We start from the raw sequence: 15,560 nt of genomic DNA, 5'->3' as shown, positions 1-15,560 counted from the left end.
TCCTAGCTGGTCGAGTTTTCCAATTTGTTCAGGATTTGTTGCCGGAGAGCCGGTTTGGCCAGCTTTCCAACACCCGATCGGGGCATGCTGGAGACGATCTCCACTTGCTCGGGAATCTTCTGTCTCATGATTCCCGCCTTGGAGAGGAAGTCTGCGATGTCGGCCAGTGACGGTGCCTGCTGTCCCGATGCCACGGTGAGAACCGCGCACACCCGTTCTCCACGATCGATGTCGGGGAGGCCGATCACGGCGACCTCGTCGATCGCCTGGTGTTGAGACAGCAGCGATTCGATCTCGAGCGGCGAGATGTTCTCGCCCTTGCGGATGATGACGTCTTTGAGCCGACCGGTGACCTCGATGCAGCCGCTGGGCCGAATTCGGCCACGGTCGCCCGTCCGGTACCAGCCGTCCGCGGTGAACGCGTCGGCATCCAACGCCGGATCGGTATATCCGCGGCAGACCGTGACGCCACGGACTTCGACGTCGCCTTCGGCTCCCGGCAAGACGGGTACGCCGTTCTCCATGATCCGCACTTCGACGCCCGGGACGGGACGGCCGTCGGATTCGGCGAGGTCGTCGTCGGAATCCAGGGGCGAGGCGACGCCGATCATCGGACACTCCGTCATCCCGTAGTCGTGCGCAACCGGGACACCGAGCTCGCTGCGTACCGCGGCGAACACTGCCGGAGGACATGGCGCACCACCGCCTTTGAGAAGCCGGAGGTCGGGGAGAACCCGGGTACCGGGTTCGGCCTCTCGTTGCTGGGCGACCAGCATGGTGTAGAAAACAGTGCTGCCACCGGCCAACGTGACCCCGTGACGGCGGAAGATCTCCGTGGCGGTGTCCGGCCGAAAGACCTCGATCAGCACCGAGGCGAACCCGGAGAGCAACATCGACGAGAGATAGACGACGCCACCGACGTGCGTGATCGGGAACGGGATCGACCCGACTTCGTCGGGCAACTCTCCGAGCCGGCCGTTCAGGACAAAACCCCGCGCGGCAGCCAAGATGGTGGAGTCGGTGTGCTGGACTCCTTTGGGAGTGCCACTGGTGCCCGAGGTGAAGTAGATCCATCGGACCTCCTCCGGGCTTTCCGGGGGCGGGGCAAGCGATTGCACCGCATCGGACTCGGGTAGATCACGCGGGAGGGCGATGATCTCGGGGGACCCCTGGCGGTCCTCGCGCAACTGTTGGAGGCTGTCGTAGGCCAGGCCGGGCCAATCCTGCGGGACCAGAACAAAATCCACCCTTGATGTCCTCAGCGCGGCAACGGTCTCACGTTCCCCGAATAGCGGAATCACCGGGGCCTGAACTGCGCCGATGCGCGCGAGCGCGGCGATCAACAGGGCACTGCCGATGCGCGTCGGCAGCTGCCAGGCAACGCGGGAACCGGGCGTGATGCCCTGTTCGGTCAGGAACGCCGCGACCCGTTCGGAGCGATCGCGGTACTCGGCGAAGGTCACCTTTGTGCCGTCGTCGCCGATCAGCAGGACACCGTCGGGAGATGTGTCGGCGCGGCCGGCGACCACCCCCCAAAAGGTGTCTGCGGGCTGCAGTCGGGCTGCGAAGTCCGTCAGGGATCCGTATTGCGCTCTGCTCGATGTCGCGGCAACCAAAGCAGTGTCCTTTCCGGGAGGGAGACAGATTCGTCAGGGCACGCGACCGGTCGGCAACAACCGACGACAGGCACCGATATACAGGCCATACAGTACAATGATTTGGAGAATACGCAATACCGTTCCGACAATTCAGGCAGACTCGGCGAGCGCGTCGAATCGCCGGGGTCCATGCTAAATTGGGATTATCGTATAACTGATTGCCGTCCAGGCTCATGCGGCGATCTCACTCCGGCCGGCGACGACGTCGGCCGCACATCGAGGAGGACCACATGGGCACTGAACAGCCCCGGGCGGTGATAACGGCCGCCTGCCGAACGCCGATCGGAACCGCCCGCAAGGGCACGCTGACCGAGACCACTGCTGAAGAACTCGCCGGCCACGTCGTCACCAATGTCGTGAAGCGGTCAGGCCTGTCGCCGGAAGTCTTCGACGACCTGGTACTCGGCGAGGTGTATCAGGGTGGCGGTGATATCGCCCGCTACGTCGCGGCCGCGAACGGATTGACCTCGATACCCGGGATGGCCGTGAACCGGCAGTGCGCCACCGGCCTCACCGCGGTCGCATCCGCCGCCGCAACGATCATGTCCGGTATGGGTGATGCGGTGATCGCCGGGGGAACCGAGGCCGCGTCGATGTCGCCGGTCGGACGCCGCCGGACGCCGGGTACGTCCGGAAAGAACGCCGACGACTGGACCGATCCGTGGTTTTCGCCGTCGCATCCGGGAACGCCGGACGCACCGGCGATGGATATGTCGATCACCGTCGGCTGGAACGCCGCGGTGCAGTACGACATCACCCGGCAGCAGCAGGACGAATGGGCGGCGCGGTCGCATGAGCGCGCCATCGCGGCCATCGACGACGGCCGTTTCGACTCCGAGATCGTTCCCATCACCGTGACGAACAAGTCCGGCGAGACCGTGGAGTTCGCCGTCGACGAACACCCTCGGCGCGGAACCAATCTCGAGGTGCTGTCCGGTCTGCGCGTGATCCATCCGGAGATCGAGGGGTTCTCGGTGACGGCAGGCAACTCCTCGGGTATCAACGACGCCGCCGCCGCGCTGACCGTCGTCTCTGACGGGCTCGCGAAAGCAGAGGGTCTGGAGACGCTCGGGGTGATCCGGTCGTGGTCGGCGGTGGGCGTCGAACCCAACAAGACGGCGATCGGACCGACGATCGCCATCCCGCGCGCGTTGGCCCGGGCCGGCTTGTCGCTCAAGGACGTTCGCCTGTTCGACATCAACGAGGCATTCGCGGCGCAGGTCATCGCCTGCACCAGGGTGCTCGAGCTGGACGAGGACCGGGTCAATGTGTCGGGCTCGGGAATCAGCCTCGGTCATCCCATCGCGGCCACCGGAGCTCGAATGGCGACCACCATGGTCTACGAACTGCGTCGTCTCGGTGGCGGTATCGGGGTCATCGCGATGTGCGCCGGTGGTGGCATGGGCGCAGCCATGGTCATCGAGGTCTGATCGGCTCGTATCCACGACAAAGGCCCGCAGATCCTTGGGACCTGCGGGCCTTGTCGTTGTCTCGGGCCGCGCGACCGGTGGCCGGTCAGAAGTAGTAGCGACTCACCAGATCCGCCACACAGCCCGGCTTGTCACTTCCCTCGACCTCGATCGTGGTGCGCATGACCAGCTGGATGGAGTTCTCGTCGATCCGGTCGGCGGTCTTGACGACCGTACGGCCACGGATGCGACTGCCCGCTCGGACCGGCGACGGGAACCGCACCCGGTCGAGACCGTAGTTGACCCCCATCTTCGCACCTTCGATGCGGCGTAACTGGCTCACGAAGTAGGGCACCAGCGACAGAGACAGGAACCCGTGCGCGATCGTCGCCCCGAACGGCCCGCTCGCGGCCTTCTCGGTGTCGACGTGAATCCACTGATGGTCTTCGGTGACGTCGGCGAACCCGTCGACGCGATCTTGCTCGATGGGGAACCAATCGGACGGCCCCAGTTCCTGACCGACCGCCGCTTCCAGATCGGCGATCCCTCGGTAGACCTCCATGTGCAAATTTCCTTCTCTCGGTGGTGAATGTGGTTGCTGCCGAACGGTGTCGACAGCATGGGCTGAGACGGTGGGCTAGCGGGTACTGAGCAGCATCGCCCCGGCCACCGGACCACCACCCACGGCAACGACGGCCACCTCCGCGTCGCCACCGACCTGCCGCGGTCCACCCTCGCCCCACAGCTGCACGCACGCCTCGTGCAAGAACCCCATACCGTGCAGGCGTCCGGCGGAGAGCTGTCCGCCGCTGGAGTTGACCGGTAGTCCACCCTGGAGCGAAATTCGCTCGCCGCCTTCGATGTACTGACCGACCTTGCCGTGCTCGCAGAAGCCCAGTGCCTCGAGCCATTGCACCGTCAAGAAGCTGAAACCGTCGTAGAGCTGTGCGAAGTCCACGTCACCGACGGTCATGTCGGTACGGTCCCACAAGGTCGCCGCCGCGTCGTGCGCCGCCATGGTCGTTAGATCCTTGCGCTGGTCCCAGGTGGCCCTTTCGAACATTCCGGTGCCCACCGATTCGACCGTCAGTGGCTGTCGCGGGAGGCCTTTCGCGGCATCTCTGCGTGAGATGACAACCGCGGTCGCGCCATCACACGGCACGTCACAGTCGTAGAGACAGAACGGATCCGAGATCATCCGTGCATCGAGATAGTCCTGCAACGACATCGGGTCGCGATAGATCGCATCAGGGTTGAGCGCAGCATTCTTTCTCGCGTTGACCGCGATCGCGCCGAGCTGTTCACGGGTGAGGCCGAACTCGTGCATATACCGCTGCGCGGGCATCGCCAACCAGTTGGCAGCAGAGATGGCGCCGTACGGACCGAAGAACTCGTGGTGCGGATTCGCCCGACCGGTGCCCATCAAGACCGATCCGCGGCTGCCCGTCGACGCCTGAGCGGTCGATTCCCACACCGACCGGAAGCACAACACGTGGTCGGCCAGGCCGGTCGCCACGGCCATACATGCCTCGATCACCGGACCGATCTGCCCGGCGGTCTCCGAACTGCTGACGTACCAATTGCTCCGCAGTCCCAGCGCGTTGCGGAGTTCGTGCACGCTCGCCCCTGAGAAACCCGGATCAGGCATGCCCGGACCGGGGTAACTGGCAACTCCGTCGATGTCGTCGGGTGAGAGACCTGCGTCCGCGATCGCACGGAGTGAAGCCTCGACGGTGAGGTCTAGACCGGTTCGACCGAGTCTCCGTCCCACCTGGGACTTGCCGGCCCCGGTCACCACGGCCTTGCCTTCGAAAGGACCTCCACGCCCACCCATCAGTTCGACTCCTTTGCGGGACGGGACACGTCCACTGGACGGAATAGGGGAACCCAGACGTCTTCCCACTCTTCGAAGAAGACCTCGACCTCGAGACCGATCGTCACGTCGGCAGGATCGATGTCGACGATGTTGCTGACAACCCGGGTGTCCGGCTGTTCGGCCAGTTCGATCAGCGCGACGGTGTACGGCGGCGGAAATGCCGGAATCCAGGTTTGCCGATTCACGGTGAAGGCAGCAACCGATCCGCGGCCTGAGACGGGTTCGGGTGCCACGTCGGTGCTTCGGCACCGCCAGCACACCGGCGCACCCGGAAGGAAGAAGTTCTGGCAGGCGTGACACCGGTGGATGCGCAACTCGCCATCGCGGCCCCCGGCCCAATAGTCCTGAGATTGCGGCGTCGGAGCCGGAAGCATCCGGAACTCCGGTCGTACATACGGGATGGTCACATCTGCTCCTGGAGATCTGAAGTCGGTGCCTGGCATCGGGTTAACCGATTGCACCGATTGTGATTCACCCTCACGCTATGCCTGGTCTGACGACAGCGTCAAGTATGCTCCCGGGTCGTTTTCAGCATCCCTTCCAGCGTTTGTGTTGTCGCATTCGAAGGTGATGGCCGTATAGTTGACCCACACGTCAAGGAGGCAGAGCCCGTTTGTCGATCTCGCGCAGCGACCGCCCGGAAACCCTCTCCGGACAACCCACGGGGATCATCACATATGACATCACACGAGTCACCACATAGTGTCGCCGCGGGCACTTTGGCGACGCCCGAGGGCGGCGCTGCTCTCGGTGAACGCGCGGTACGGACCCGCGAGGCGATTCTCGAAGCCTCCCGCAAACTGTTCCTCGAACGTGGCTACGCAGGCACCCGGATCAACAACATCACCGACGCCTGCGGCATATCCCGCGCAGGCTTCTACACTTACTTCCGCGACAAGCGAGAGGTGTTCAACACGATCGGCGAGGAGACGTACAAAGAGATCCTCGCGGTGGTGTCGCTGTGGTCGGACATCCCTTCACCGGCCGCGCTGTCCGATGTGGCCTCGTGGGTGCGTCGGTACTTCGACTTCATGGACCGGCACGGCGCGTTCATCTTCTCCTCGACTCAGTCCGCCCCGACCGATGACGAGTTCCGGCGCACGTCTCAGCGCACTCAGATGCGGGTGGCCTGGCTGCTGGGAACGAACCTGGTCTCTCGACAGGAGCGGCGCTACGAGGCACCCGAGGCGCTCGGCCTGACGATGATGGCCATGCTCGACCAGTCGTACTTCTACAGCCGCGTGTGGCGGTTGCCGGTGGACGACGAGGACATGATCTCCACTCTCGCCGAGCAGATATACGACTCGCTCGCCAACGGCAGGTGACGCCGTTGGCGAGCAAATCGTGGACGGGACCCTACGCCTCCACACCGGATCGGACCGGAGCGTGCCGATCAGGTCGAGAGGATCGTGACCGCTGCGGTCCCGGGAGCGCCGTAGAGCTGGGCGTAACCGACCTTGGCGTCGTTGACCTGACGATCACCGGCGCGCCCACGCAACTGATTGACCAGTTCGAAGATCTGTCGCAACCCGGACGCGCCGACCGGTTCACCGTTGGCCAGCAAACCGCCGTCGGTGTTGATCGGCAGCCGCCCGGTGATCTCGGTTTCCCCGGCGGCGATGAGCTTCTCCTGGTCACCGTCAGCGCAGAATCCGTTCTCCGCCATATGGATGATCTCCGAACCTGCATCGGTGTCCTGCAGCTGGATCACGTCGACGTCCGACGGCGCGATCCCGGCGATCTCGTACGCCTCCTTCGACGCGTCGACCGTAGGGCTCGGTACGGACTCCAACGGCAATGAGGGACTGAGGAGTTCGAACGCCCCTTCACGTCGGCTGCGCAGTGTGCTCGCCCGTAGATACACGGGCGTGTCGGTGTACAAGTGCGCCTTGTCGGCCCGGCACAGGACAACGGCCGCTGCGCCCTCATCCGGTCCGCAGTACATGTATTGGGTCAACGGATAGTTGAGGATCTGAGAGTTGAGGATCTCTTCCTCCGACAGGGCCTTACGCCGCCAGGCCGACGGGTTCGCCGCGCCGTTGCGCATCGCTTTCGCGGACACTTTCGCGAGGGTCTCGGGCGTGATTGCGAAGTCGTGCATGTAGCGGTTGATCTTCATGCCGAAGAAGTGGGTCGTGAGGAACAGCCCCGCTTCGCCATACCAGTCCGGCAGTCCCGAGACCGAGGGATGGGCCGCGAAGGCACCACGTTCGTGCTTGTCCAGACCGACCGCGATGGTGATGTCGTGCTCACCGAGCTTGATCGAATTGGCGGCCATCGCCAGCGACGTCGCGCCGGTGGCGCAACCGGTGAAGACCGCCCGCCCCGGCACACCCGTCAAACCGAGAAGGCCCACGATGGCCTCTGGATTCTTGACCTCCATGCTGCCCGCATACAGCTCCTGCACGTCGGACCACTCGATGCCCGCGTCGGTGAGTGCGTCGAAGACAGCGTCTTCACCCATCTCGAGCGCGGACTTTCCGGGGTACCGACCGAAGGGGTGCAACCCGACACCGATGATCGCTACGTCACTCGACGACATCGTCCTGACCTTTCTCGACCGGCGCAAACGCGTAGATCATTGTTTCGCGGCCCTCGGCATCGACACCGAAGGGCACGATCTTGAGTTCCATCTCCTGGCCGATGGTGAGCTTCTCGGGGTCCGCCTCGGTGAGGCGGGCTTCCACCCGCAGCGCGCCTTCGAGTTCCACGTACCCGACAGCAAACGGCTGGAAGGTCTTGGCGTCGTCGTTGCCGTTGTACGGCGGCTGCGGCGGCCGGAACTTCTGAGTGGTGAAGGTCCACAGCGTTCCGCGCCGAGGTAGCTCGACCTGCTCGAGCTCTTCGCGGACTTTCCCCACGATCTTGTGACTTCGATAGGGGAACACGAGTTTTCCGTCCGAGGACTTCCCGGCGAGTAGCGCCGGCTTGTCGGCAGGCCAGGTGAACAATCCCTCGGCCAGCGGCACTTGTTCGGTCATATGTTGTCCCTTTCCATCGCAAGGTGATCGTGCGACGCACGTCACCGCGGTCACGCCGGTCAACCCGCTGAACCTACACGGTAGGAGTTCAGTGAAACGATTGTCAACGAAACCGTCAAGTAACGCCGACAATTCACAGGCGACCACGCTGCCATGTCAAATATTCTTCTCATTTTCCCATGTCAACGGGGTCACACCCGGCGGTATCCGCCAGTTGACGAAATCGTCGAATCAATGCGCGACTCCGATTCCCGAATTCGGGGCCGCGAAGTGCACAGTCTCGCACCCGGAAGGATACAGTCTAAATAGTTAGCTATTCATAACACGAGAGGAGCGGCTATGTCAGGGTTGGACAACAGTCAGCAGGTCACGGACGAGACAAGTCTCGAAGAAGCGGGCCTCGGTGATAAGAAGACGGTGACGGACGCGACGAATCCGCAACCCGAGGACGACAACGACGATCCCGAGGTGCTCGACGACGCGACTCCCGGTCCGCGATAACGTGCAACGCTCCGCCGAGGGTGTGCTCCCAGCACGCCCCTGGCGGAGCGAGCACCGCACCGCACCGCCCCGCCTACTCAACGCAGATCAGCAGCCGTCCGGGCAGATGCATTCAGGACCGCGCCAGTGATTCCACATAGCCGCGCACCCGGGAACTCGGCGAAAAACCGGTGAAACGTACACTCCGAGAGACGAATCGCCACCCATCACCGGTACGAATCAGGTGATCTCGATAGGTACCCCAGTGATCGGGACCGGATGTTGCGACAAACATGAACAGACTCTGCGACGTCGCAGAATCGTCGGAAACCAGCTCGGTCATCCGTGACGACACGTGATGGGCGCCGGGGAGCAAACTCGTGATGGCGGACATCGCCGCACCGGACTGCACGGCGAAGGCGACAATCTCGTCCGGGCCGACGAACCGACGACCGGCAACAGTGAGTACACCGTCCTCGGTGAACAGCGCCGCGAACTCTTCGATGCGGCCGCTGTCGCCGAGACCCGTGTACCGCGAGAGCAAGACGTCGAGGTCAACGCGGTCGGCGACCGACATCTCGATCATGGCTTCGCCCGGTGGTTCATCACAGCGGCTGCAGCGGGCGACGAACAGTGTTCCGCGGCCGGTCGACCAATTCGACGACGAGCCCGTCGGGGTCGGACAGGAACAGAACCGTGAAGCCCCCGGTCGGCACGTCGGGCATCGGGACAAAGCCGGGCTCCGGAGTGGCCGGATCAGCTTTCGCGAGCGCCGTGTAGGCGGCCTTGACATCCTCGACCGCAGCTGCGACGCGGTAGAGGCCCTGCGTGTTGGCGACCTTCGGCTCGATCTCCACCTGCTCGACCGGGCACTCGAGTTCGAAGGAGAAGGTCGGATCCTCCGGCAGGTACAGCGATGCACCGGGTACCGATCGCGTCACGTCGGTGACGTCGGGCCGAACAACAAATCCGATGGTCGAATACCAGGCCACCGAGCGTTCCAGATCGCTCACCACCATTCGGATGTGGTTCAGCATCGGTGTCTGCGGATCTGATTCCGCGGCTGCGACTTCCACGATCTCGACGCTCACTCCATCGGGGTCGGTGACTCGAATCGCCTTCCGCGCCCGTCCCCGGACGACAACGGATTCGCCTTCTCCGGCACCAGGAACGGATGCCAACGAGTTGACGCGGTATCCGATCACCCGGAAACCCGGTGCGTCGGCACCCAGATCGGATCGTCGGATGAGCTGGGGATCATGCCATTGCACCAGTTCGAGGGCCGGCGCGGATCTCGGTCCACGTCCGTCGTACAGGAAGACCGTCTCGCTCGCGGTGTGTTCGGACAGTCCCATGAACCGGCCGTCGGTGTCTTCACTGATCGACCGCATCCGGTCGCGTACCGCGAACAGATCCGCATAGAACTGCTGCGAACGGATCACGTCGGCGCTGTTGAGATTGCAGTGCATCACCGAATGGGCATACTCGGCCCGCGGTGATTCCGTGCAGGCCGCCGCGACCGTGTTCACGCGCTCACCTCAGCCGAGTCGGCGACAAAGAAGCTGCGGGATTCGCCCTCACCCACGCTGTACTCGGACAGATCCGTTTTGCCCTCGGCCGCGAGTACCTGCTCGTCGGTGAAGAGATTGCCCGAACACGTCCGCGGGTCCCGGAGCACGACGGCCAGCGCCGCATCGGCCATGATGTGGACCGAACGGGCCTTCTGTTCGGCGACTTCTTCGCCGAGGATCGAGCGGATGGCCTCGGTGGCGACCGCCGTTGCCGGCCACAGCGAGTTGGCCGCGACACCCGAATCGGCGAGTTCTGCCGCGAGCCCTAGCGTCGCAAGGCTGACGGCGTACTTCGATGTCGTGTAAGCCAGGTGCGCGCCAAGCCATTTCGGTTCGAGGTCGAGCGGCGGAGAAATGGAGAGAACGTGCCCCGCCGGCGATTGTATGAGGTACGGGATGGCCGCCCGGGACACCGCGAAGCTCCCTCGGGCATTGATGGCCTGCAGGAGGTCGTAGCGCTTCATCGATACCTTGGATGTGGGGGTCGTGTCGAAGGCGGCAGCGTTGTTGACAACGATGTCGAGGCCCCCGAAGACCTCCGCTGTCCGGGCGATGGCCGATTCGACGTCCGCGTCGCTGCGGAGGTCCCCCGGGATGGCCAATGCGCGGCCACCGGCCCGCTCGATCTCCTCGGCGACGCTGTACACCGTTCCCGGCAAGGTGGCATGCGTCGAACCTGATTTCGCGAACAACACCACTGCCGCGCCGGCGTCGGAGAAAGCGCGCGCGATGGCCGCGCCGATACCTCGACTGTCGCCGGTGACGAAGGCGGTCCGGCCGCTCAGATCTACGGACTTGTCAAAAGTCATGGGTGTCCTCGGTTCCAATTGGGGGTGAGGGTCGACGGCCTTCTCAGCGTGCCGCGACCTGTGCGTTGGCTGCAGCAGCCTGCCACTGCGAAGCCAGATCAGTGGACCGGGCAATCCGGGCGACCTGGCGGATCGAGTTCTCCAGGACCATCTCGCCATACTCGGGCGGGACGCCACGTACCGCATCACGCGCCACCACGACATGGAAACCCTCACCGGCCGCGGCGGCCGCAGTGACCAGGACGGCAACGTTCACCGATACACCCACGAGCACCACCGTGTGAATACCGAAATTCTTGAGCAGAGGGAGCAGCTCGGTGCCCTGGACCGGCGACAGGCCGTGGTGGCGCGGCGATACGACGTCGGCCGGGTCGAGCAGGCGGGGCAGCACCTGGGTCGGAAGACTGCCCGGAGTCCAATTCGCCGACGCCGGACCGATATGCCGCCAGAGGGGCTCGGTACCGAGATTGGCTGCGCCGAGCGCTCCTTCGTAGATTGCATGCACCACTCTGACGCCGTGGGCGCGCGCGGCCTGCAGCACCTCGTCGATGCGATCGACAAGATCTCCCGCGGCGTCACGCAACGCGGGTATGGCCACGTCGTCCCCGAGTGTGCCGTTCTGACACTCGATGGCGACCACCGCGGTTCCGGCCAGATCCCACTCGGTACGCGATCCCATGGTTGTGTCCTCACACTCGGTGCCGACGCCTGTTTCGACTCGCCGGCGCCAATGACTCCACGCGTCATTGACTGCAGGCGGTGCCGACGCTAACTTAAGCTATGGGTTTTTGACAGTTTCGTCAACATCCCGCAACCGCGCCGGTCCGGGCATTCCACAGATGTCTCACACCGGCATCGCTTCTGCGTCTGAAGTCGCGGACTGACGAAAGAACACCATGTCACCCGATTCGACACTCGGACAGACCCTCTCCGACAACGCAATTCGGTTCCCGGACCAGCCTGCGTACGTATCGGCAGGCTCGGTGCTCACCCATGGCAGGCTTCGTATCGATGCGGCGACCATCGCCACTGCGCTCAGGGCCCGCGGAATCCGGCGACAGGATCGCATCGCGGTTCTCGATCGCAACACCCTTGATTTTGCGCGAGTGCTGGCCGCAGGACAGTTGAGCGGAATCGTGGTGGCCACCATCAATTTCCGGCTGGCCGCTCCCGAGATCGTGAACATCGTGGCGGACGCCGCGCCTCGGGTCCTGTTCTACGGTGCCGAATACGAGGACATGATCGCCGACGTCCGACAGGAACTCCCGGAGGTGGAGCTGTTCGTCCGGATGGGTGCGCCGGATCGTCCGGCGACCTCTGAGGTGCTGAACCTCGACACACTTTTGGCCGAACTCGCCGAAGAACCACCCTACGAGGCGCGTCCCGACGACATCGCGTGCCTCATCTACACAAGTGGCACCACGGGAAAGCCGAAGGGCTGCATACTCGGGCAGCACGAGATGCACCGCCTCGCCCTCACCATGAACGGTGAGATGCGATCGGGATCGACGGACAAGATCCTGTTGTGTATGCCGATGTTCCATGTCGGAGCAATGGCGATGGCGCTGGGCATCCACGCACGCGGTGGCAGTGCCGTCCTTCATGAAGCTTTCGATCCGGCACATGTCCTGGCCACCGCTGCCGACGAACAGATCACCGTTCTGCACCTGGCGCCGACCATGCTGGCCGAGGTCGTCGCCGCTGCGCGACACGATGCCGCGACGTTGAAGACTGTTCGCACGGTGGTCTATTCGGCTGCACCGATCACCAGCACCGCGCTTGCCGCCGCCCTCGAGACCATGCCGAACGTCAACTTCGTGAACCTGTACGGACAGACCGAGGTCATCACCTCAGGGCTACCACCAGAGCTGCACCGGGCCGCCGATACGCACGCGGACGCGCGTCGGCTGCGCTCGGTGGGCTATCCGTTCCCGGGTACCCGGGTGCGCATCGTGACCGACAGCGGCGACGATGCGGCCCCGGGGCAGCCCGGCGAGATCGCGGTCCGTTGCGAGGCAATGTTCCGCGGCTACTGGAACGACAGTGTCCGAACAGCCGAAGTCCTGCGCGACGGCTAGTGCCATACCGGCGACATCGGCGTGGTCGACGACGGTCTCCTGTTCCTGGTCGATCGCAAGAAGGACGTCGTGATCTCCGGCGGGGAGAACATCTATTCACTGGAGGTCGAGAACGCGCTCGCCACGCATCCGGGGATCGAGAAGTGCGCCGTGATCGGGACACCTGATCCGCGTTGGGGAGAAGCAGTGACCGCGGTGATCGTGCCGGCTGCGGACTCACACGTCGACGAGACCGAGATCCGAACTTTCGTCAAGACCCGGCTGGCCGGCTACAAGTGCCCCCGCAAGATGTATTTTGTTCCCGACCTACCCACCTTGAGCAACGGGAAGATCGACAAGAAGGCGTTGCGGGCCACCTACTCGATTCGGGAGTAGTTCCGCCTCGCGGAGCCCTCCGGTGAACGCGAATCTTCGCTATTTGCAAATGTTCTGCCTTGGATCAGTTGCGAGCAGCCAGCCGAGTCACGCTTCGCGGGGTCCACGAATCAGCGCTTCCTGCGCCACACTGGCGATCGTCGCACCGTCGGCGGTGAACACTGAACCGAAGACCAGCCCACGCGAATTGACCGTGGCAACCGACCTCTGCTCGACCAGGAGCCATTCGTCGAGCGGGACGGACCGGTGAAACCAGATCGAGTGGTCGAGGGAGATGTGCTGGGTCGGGCCGGTCGGGTCGAGCCCGATCGATTCTACGGCAGGCAACATGGCCCAGAAGTCCGTCAACACGGTCAACAGGCACGCGCGCAACGCGGGATCATCGGGGACCGCCCCGACCGGACGGGTCCAGTACCGCCGGACAACGGCACCGTCGACCTTCTCCACCCGTCCCCGGTGCTCGAATGCCAGCTGAGGACCCCAGTCCGCGTCGAGCGGCTCGGACCAGCCGTCGGCATCGGGCCCGGGGACGATGGGCATCAGCGCCTCGTGAACCGCGCTCGGTTCCTGGACGTGGAATGACGCTGTCAGCGTGCAGATCACCTGGTCGGATTGGATGACCGTGACCGTCCGAGAGGCAAAGGAGCGGCCATCGCGGGACCGGTGCACGACCAGGGTGAGCGGAACATCGGCGGGGCCCGTCCGCAGGAAAGCGGTGTGCAGGGAGTGCACGCCGAATCCCGCTGGGACGGTGCGCTGCGCGGCGTGCAGCGCCTGCGCCGCGATCAGACCGCCGAACAGTCGATCCGGGGTCAGAGCCAGGTCGTTGACCGCGCGGAACCGGTCGACGTCGAGCGGCTCGAGCTCGAGCAGTGTGATCAACAGCGCCAGGTTCTCCGTTCCGCGAGCCGTGCTCACGGGCGAGTCCGAGGCGTCACCTGGGTACTGCTCTGCCATCCGTCGACTCCAGTACTCGTTGTTGCTGAGCGTGTTCGGTGACTGGAGAATACTGCCACCGAACACGACCATGGGTTGACCGGCACGGACGAACCATCCGTTGCCTTTCCCAAAGCTATACCGCTAATTTAGTTAGCGGTATAACCTCGAGAGCAAGATACTCACCGGAAGATTGGAACGAGCATGCGTGATGCCGTCATCGTCGAAACCGCACGAACCCCCATCGGCAAGCGCAACGGCGGCCTGGCGAGTGTCCACGCCGTGGCGTTGTCGGCACAGATACTGAACGCGCTGATCGAGCGGGCCGGGATATCGGCCGATCTGGTGGAAGATGTGCACTGGGGCAATGTGCTCAGCGTGGGGCAGCAGTCCGGCAATGTCGGGCGAATGGCCGTTCTGGCGGCAGGCTGGCCCGAACACGTTCCCGGATTCACGATCGATCGCCAGTGCGGATCGTCGCAGCAGGCGATCTCTACCGCGGCCGCAACGGTCATCTCGGGCCAGGCCGACGTCATCGTCGCCGGCGGTGTGGAGATGATGTCTGCGATTCCGATGGGCGCCACCGCGGTCGAAGGTGCCGGCAGGTCCGGTGGGCCGGCCGTCGATCGGTACGCCGAGGAACTCACCGGTCCCGGATTCTTCGGTTCCTTCAACCAAGGCGCCGGCGCCGAGCAGATCGCCCGCGAGTGGAAACTGTCCCGTCAACAGGTTGATGAGTACGCCGTGCGTTCTCACGAGCGAGCGGCGGCAGCGCAGAAGAACGGCGACTTCGATGCGGAAATCGTCCCGATCACGGTGGGCGAGGACGTGATCAGCCGTGACGAGGGCATCCGGCCGGGATCAACCGTCGAGAAACTCGGAACGCTCAAGACCCCGTTCCTCGACGGTGGCGTGATCAGCGCCGGCAACGCGTCGCAGATCTCCGACGGCGCGTCGGCCGTCCTGGTCATGACCTCGGAGAAGGCCGCATCACTCGGACTCACGCCCATCGCACGGGTGCACACCGCAGTGGTCACCGGGGACGATCCGGTCAAGATGCTGACCGGGCCCATTCCGGCAACAGCGTTGGCTCTCAAACGATCCGGGCTCACCATCGACGACATCGACGCGTTCGAGATCAACGAGGCGTTCGCACCGGTACCGCTGGCCTGGCAGATCGAAACCGGGGCCGCCGACGCCAAGCTCAATCCGGCGGGCGGCGCGGTCGCACTCGGCCACCCACTCGGGGCGTCGGGCACTCGCCTGACCACGACATTGCTGGCTTACCTGCAGCGCACGGGCGGCAGGTACGGCCTGCAGTCGATGTGCGAGGGCGGCGGTACCGCCAACGCCACCATCTTCGAGCGCCTCTAGTGGACGCCATCTC

Annotated in this window: 17 protein-coding genes; 6 read left to right on the top strand and 11 right to left on the bottom strand. The window is 64.3% G+C overall.

Features of this window, described 5'->3' with window-relative positions; all coding sequences use genetic code 11:
• Nucleotides 1–2 precede the first annotated feature (2 nt).
• Nucleotides 3–1,616 (bottom strand): class I adenylate-forming enzyme family protein, encoded by a 1,614-nt coding sequence (locus WIMU1_RS01865; RefSeq protein WP_245969158.1) that lies wholly within the window; start codon nt 1,614–1,616, stop codon nt 3–5.
• A 272-nt stretch (nt 1,617–1,888) separates the two neighbouring features.
• Here WIMU1_RS01865 and WIMU1_RS01860 point away from each other — a divergent pair, with 272 nt between their 5' ends.
• Nucleotides 1,889–3,088, top strand: coding sequence for a thiolase family protein (locus tag WIMU1_RS01860; protein WP_062794905.1), 1,200 nt, complete (start codon nt 1,889–1,891; stop codon nt 3,086–3,088).
• 85 nt (nt 3,089–3,173) lie between these two features.
• On the opposite strand, the gene WIMU1_RS01855 is transcribed toward WIMU1_RS01860, so the two are convergent.
• From WIMU1_RS01855 to WIMU1_RS26580, 3 genes are all read right to left on the bottom strand, one after another.
• Entirely contained in the window at nt 3,174–3,629 is a 456-nt protein-coding gene (locus WIMU1_RS01855; protein ID WP_062794904.1) for a MaoC family dehydratase, read from the bottom strand.
• A 75-nt stretch (nt 3,630–3,704) separates the two neighbouring features.
• Entirely contained in the window at nt 3,705–4,901 is a 1,197-nt protein-coding gene (locus WIMU1_RS01850; RefSeq protein WP_062794903.1) for a thiolase family protein, read from the bottom strand.
• Nucleotides 4,901–5,350: a Zn-ribbon domain-containing OB-fold protein gene (locus tag WIMU1_RS26580; protein ID WP_307714027.1), complete on the bottom strand. Its 450-nt coding sequence runs from the start codon at nt 5,348–5,350 to the stop codon at nt 4,901–4,903. Before WIMU1_RS26580 ends, WIMU1_RS01850 begins: the two co-directional genes overlap by 1 nt.
• A gap of 270 nt (nt 5,351–5,620) precedes the next feature.
• Here WIMU1_RS26580 and WIMU1_RS01840 point away from each other — a divergent pair, with 270 nt between their 5' ends.
• Nucleotides 5,621–6,268 (top strand): TetR/AcrR family transcriptional regulator, encoded by a 648-nt coding sequence (locus tag WIMU1_RS01840; RefSeq protein WP_084247944.1) that lies wholly within the window; start codon nt 5,621–5,623, stop codon nt 6,266–6,268.
• A 68-nt stretch (nt 6,269–6,336) separates the two neighbouring features.
• Here the strand turns inward: WIMU1_RS01840 and WIMU1_RS01835 are convergent, their stop codons facing one another.
• Nucleotides 6,337–7,485, bottom strand: coding sequence for a thiolase family protein (locus WIMU1_RS01835; RefSeq protein WP_062794900.1), 1,149 nt, complete (start codon nt 7,483–7,485; stop codon nt 6,337–6,339).
• Nucleotides 7,472–7,924 carry a Zn-ribbon domain-containing OB-fold protein gene (locus tag WIMU1_RS01830; RefSeq protein WP_062794899.1) on the bottom strand — a complete coding sequence of 151 codons (453 nt, stop codon included), beginning with the start codon at nt 7,922–7,924 and terminating at the stop codon, nt 7,472–7,474. Before WIMU1_RS01830 ends, WIMU1_RS01835 begins: the two co-directional genes overlap by 14 nt.
• 339 nt (nt 7,925–8,263) lie before the next feature.
• Here WIMU1_RS01830 and WIMU1_RS26055 point away from each other — a divergent pair, with 339 nt between their 5' ends.
• Nucleotides 8,264–8,425 (top strand): hypothetical protein, encoded by a 162-nt coding sequence (locus tag WIMU1_RS26055; protein WP_157366779.1) that lies wholly within the window; start codon nt 8,264–8,266, stop codon nt 8,423–8,425.
• A 112-nt stretch (nt 8,426–8,537) separates the two neighbouring features.
• On the opposite strand, the gene WIMU1_RS01825 is transcribed toward WIMU1_RS26055, so the two are convergent.
• From WIMU1_RS01825 to WIMU1_RS01810, 4 genes are read right to left on the bottom strand one after another with little or no spacing between them, the layout of a single operon-like run.
• On the bottom strand, nt 8,538–8,990 hold the full coding sequence (locus tag WIMU1_RS01825) for a nuclear transport factor 2 family protein (RefSeq protein WP_062794898.1): 453 nt from the start codon (nt 8,988–8,990) through the stop codon (nt 8,538–8,540).
• A 19-nt stretch (nt 8,991–9,009) separates the two neighbouring features.
• A complete protein-coding gene (locus tag WIMU1_RS26340; protein WP_062794897.1) occupies nt 9,010–9,933 on the bottom strand; it encodes a VOC family protein in 924 nt (307 codons plus the stop codon).
• A complete protein-coding gene (locus WIMU1_RS01815; protein ID WP_062794896.1) occupies nt 9,930–10,784 on the bottom strand; it encodes an SDR family oxidoreductase in 855 nt (284 codons plus the stop codon). Before WIMU1_RS01815 ends, WIMU1_RS26340 begins: the two co-directional genes overlap by 4 nt.
• A gap of 43 nt (nt 10,785–10,827) precedes the next feature.
• Nucleotides 10,828–11,463, bottom strand: coding sequence for an isochorismatase family protein (locus tag WIMU1_RS01810; protein ID WP_062794895.1), 636 nt, complete (start codon nt 11,461–11,463; stop codon nt 10,828–10,830).
• 217 nt (nt 11,464–11,680) lie between these two features.
• Between WIMU1_RS01810 and WIMU1_RS01805 the strand changes: the two genes are divergently transcribed.
• Both WIMU1_RS01805 and WIMU1_RS26835 read left to right on the top strand, forming a co-directional pair.
• Entirely contained in the window at nt 11,681–12,862 is a 1,182-nt protein-coding gene (locus WIMU1_RS01805) for an AMP-binding protein (protein WP_307714020.1), read from the top strand.
• Between the two features lie 21 nt (nt 12,863–12,883).
• Nucleotides 12,884–13,237 carry a class I adenylate-forming enzyme family protein gene (locus WIMU1_RS26835; RefSeq protein ID WP_307714018.1) on the top strand — a complete coding sequence of 118 codons (354 nt, stop codon included), beginning with the start codon at nt 12,884–12,886 and terminating at the stop codon, nt 13,235–13,237.
• A gap of 87 nt (nt 13,238–13,324) precedes the next feature.
• On the opposite strand, the gene WIMU1_RS01800 is transcribed toward WIMU1_RS26835, so the two are convergent.
• Complete coding sequence (locus WIMU1_RS01800) at nt 13,325–14,194, bottom strand: acyl-CoA thioesterase (RefSeq protein ID WP_158599293.1); 870 nt, start codon at nt 14,192–14,194, stop codon at nt 13,325–13,327.
• A gap of 183 nt (nt 14,195–14,377) precedes the next feature.
• Here WIMU1_RS01800 and WIMU1_RS01795 point away from each other — a divergent pair, with 183 nt between their 5' ends.
• Complete coding sequence (locus WIMU1_RS01795) at nt 14,378–15,547, top strand: thiolase family protein (RefSeq protein ID WP_062794893.1); 1,170 nt, start codon at nt 14,378–14,380, stop codon at nt 15,545–15,547.
• Nucleotides 15,548–15,560 lie beyond the last annotated feature (13 nt).

The sequence above is a fragment of the Williamsia muralis NBRC 105860 genome, assembly GCF_001598915.1.
Taxonomy (GTDB): Bacteria; Actinomycetota; Actinomycetes; order Mycobacteriales; family Mycobacteriaceae; genus Williamsia; species Williamsia muralis.
Note: the sequence above shows the minus strand (reverse complement) of the source record. Positions and strands in the feature narration are given on the sequence as shown.